Consider the following 3,291-nt stretch of genomic DNA (forward strand, 5'->3'; position numbering starts at 1 on the left):
TAAGAAAAAATGCTAAATGCTAGGAATGTTGTTTTTGTTTGGTGTTGTTTGGTGTAGTGTAGCCGTAATGTGGCGTAGTGTATTGTATTATATTGTAATGCAATGTAGCGTATGTGGTGTAGAGTTTGTTTTGTTTCATTAAGCGTAGTTTTGTTTTTAGTTTATCTTTGTTTTGCGTAGTGTAGTTTAGATTCTTTTCGTTGTGGTTATTGCTGTTTAGTTTTATTTTATTTCGTTTTGTGTAGGTTTTTTTTGATTTATTTGGTGTAATGTAGGTTATTTTCTTTGGTTTGTTTTGTTAAAAGCAGGTTGTTTTTTTGTTTCGGGTTATTTTGTTTTATGTTGTTTTTGTATCATTGCGAGATTTTGCCACGACTTTGCCAAAAGCTACAAAAATCTAACACACGGAAATCCACACTCACTCCGTCATTGCGAGCGCAATTTATTGCGCGTGGCAATCTATTATGTTTGTCATTGCAAGCGTTTAGAATCTGCGTTTTTGCAGAAACGAACGCGTGGTAATCAATAATTAAAACCATAAGGTAAAAAAACATTGTCATACTTGAGGGTTTTTAAGCCCTGAAGTATCTCTCCTATTTTCATATTTAGACTTACCATTTTTGTCATACTGAGCACAAGCGAAATATTTATATTTGTATTTTTAGTTTTAGAGATACTTCGCTCATTTTGCTCGCTCAAGTAATGAAAAAGGGCTAGATTGCCACAAATCTAGTCGTTTTTAGCCTAGACTCTTGCAATGGCGGTGTCGGAATCTAAAGAAACCCACCACAAGTCTCTATCCGCAAAGGAGGAATATCTAATTCTAGCAATGACATTGTAGGCACATAAAATCGCAAATAAAAATTATGTTATAATTCACGCTTTTTTTAATTCCAAAACGGAGCGATTCAATGGCATTTTTTAAAGACATATTTTTTGTCAAACATTTCGCGCTAATCTTTGTGCTAAATAGCATTTTTATCGCACTAGCGCAGTTTAGCAACTTACCAAAACTTTTTGATTTGCATTGGTGGCATTGCTTGGCATTCCGCGAAATTATGCTATTTTGCACTTATTTTTTGGCATTTTGCGTGGTGTTTTATTTGCCTTTGGAGCGTGTTTTGGGGCGATTTGGTGTTAAAATCAAAAAGGCATTTGTCGTGCTTGTAAGCCTAACAAGCGCGATTTTGCTAATCATAAATTTATTTTTAGTCCTAAATTTTGGTGGGACGCTAAATTCGCATTTAGTAGGTGTGGCGTTGCAAAGCGACCCCTAGCGAAGTTAGCGAATTTTTGGGCGAATATTTGAGCGCGAAATTTGTGATTTTCTCCGCGTTGATTTTAGCCCTACTTGGCGCGACTTACCGCTATGGCGACAACGCAATTTATAAAATCTTAATTGGGGGGGGGGCAAAATCAAGATAAGTTAGATTCGCCTGAATCTAATTCGCTTGAATCTGCCCAAAAATCCCGCAAATCTAACGAATCCAAAAAACCCAAAAATCGCATAAAAATCTTTTGGATAATCTTTATTGCGTTACTAATCGCGCTAATTTTGGTGCATTGCTTGCGACTTCGTCCGTATAATGAGCGCGAAAGTGATGTGGTTTATGTGGCGACTACTTCGATAAAAGACGCGGTGGATTCGATATTTGGGGCGATGAGGGAGTATGAGCAAATAAACGCGGATTTTGAAAAATACGCCCAAAATATCGCGCACACTCCCGCACCACAGGATAAAAAAATCGCAAATATTGTCCTAATCATCGGCGAGTCAGCACAGCGCGACAAAATGCAAATCTATGGGCATTATCTGCCAAATACGCCCATTTTAAGCGCGATTCACGCCCAAAAATCGCAAAATCTGTTTGTTTTTGATGATGTGATAAGTTCGCAGGTTAGCACATTTGAGTCGCTATCCCAAGTGCTAACTTTCGCAAATCAGGACAATTTAGACAAAAAGTGGTTTGAGTATCTAAATGTAGTTGATGCGATGAGACTAGGAGGCTACAAAACCGCTGTGATAAGCAATCAAGAGCGATTTAGCCTGTGGAGCAAGGCGACTACGACTATTTTTTCTCGCGCTGATAGGTTGCTGTGGAGTGCGGATAGCATTGCAGGAAAGAGGCTAGATGGTATGGGGTTTGATGGGGAGATTTTGCCAATTATAGACAATTTGTCTTTGGGTATGCAATTTCGCACTTGTGAAAATTTTGGGGATTTCGCAGACACCAAGTCTAGTCTCAACTCCCCAAAACGAAGTTTCCTTGAAAATTTTCACAAATACAAAAGCCACACCGCAAATACTTCGATTGTTTGTCCCGCAGAATCTAAAAATAATCCGTCATTGCGAGGCAATTCTACACAATCGCCGAAGCAATCTAAAAATCTCCCCTCCATTGCGGAGGATTCTGCGTTTTGTTCCCCCTCCCTTGCGGATGGGGTTAGGGGTTGGGTAGATTCTACTGATTTGTCATTGCGAGTGAGCGAAGCAAACGCGGCAATCAATGATTTAAATAACGCAATAGATTGCCACGATTCTGCTTCGCAGAATCTCGCAATGATGGAAACAAACGCAGAATCTAGCGGTTTATTTCTAGCAATTCACCTAATGGGTTCGCATGTGGGCTATGCAAATCGCTATCCAAAGGATTTTGAGCGATTTACCCCAAATGATATAAAAGACAATCCGCACATAGACAACTTATCTAACGCCCAAAAATTCCGCGCCAAAGCGGATTTAGCACAATATGCAAATAGCATTTTATACACGGATTTTGTGGTAGGCGAGGTTATCAAACGATTTAGCGACACCGATAGCATTGTGATTTATATCAGCGACCACGCAAATGATGTGTGGGACACGGGCATAGGCTCACTTCGTGTAGATAGCAAAATCACGCGTTTTATGGTGGAAGTGCCATTTGTCGTGTTTGTAAGCGATAGATTCAAAGCTTTGCACCCGCAAATCTATGCCAAAATCGCAAAATCCACGCAAAAGCCTTTTATGATAGATGATTTAATCCACGCGCTAATTGACATTGCGGGATTTCAAATCGATGGCTATGAATCAAATCGTAGCATTTTTAGCGATGATTTTAGCGCGAATCGTGCGCGAATGCTCGGCACAAAGGCAAATGTAGATTATGATAAAGAGCTAAAATAATCACACAAACGCCTTTAGCCACAAAAATATGCGACTAAAGCCTTTTGAAATGCAACGCCACTAAAATCTATGTGCCACAAAGCAAAGGAATGCTAAAAACAATGTGGCTTAGGGCAAAAAAAGGC

General features: G+C 39.5%; 3 protein-coding genes. 2 read left to right on the forward strand and 1 reads right to left on the reverse strand.

Features of this window, described 5'->3' with window-relative positions; genetic code table 11:
• Positions 1–353: 353 nt before the first annotated feature.
• Positions 354–560 (reverse strand): hypothetical protein, encoded by a 207-nt coding sequence (locus ACWIX0_RS13125; protein ID WP_454174434.1) that lies wholly within the window; start codon positions 558–560, stop codon positions 354–356.
• Positions 561–911: 351 nt separating this feature from the next.
• On the opposite strand from ACWIX0_RS13125, the gene ACWIX0_RS13130 reads away from it, so the two are divergent.
• Both ACWIX0_RS13130 and ACWIX0_RS13135 read left to right on the forward strand, forming a co-directional pair.
• Complete coding sequence (locus ACWIX0_RS13130; protein ID WP_454174435.1) at positions 912–1,277, forward strand: hypothetical protein; 366 nt, start codon at positions 912–914, stop codon at positions 1,275–1,277.
• A gap of 122 nt (positions 1,278–1,399) precedes the next feature.
• Positions 1,400–3,166, forward strand: a complete 1,767-nt coding sequence (locus ACWIX0_RS13135; RefSeq protein ID WP_454174436.1) for a sulfatase-like hydrolase/transferase — start codon at positions 1,400–1,402, stop codon at positions 3,164–3,166.
• Positions 3,167–3,291: the final 125 nt, after the last annotated feature.

The sequence above is a fragment of the Helicobacter sp. T3_23-1059 genome (assembly GCF_053654515.1).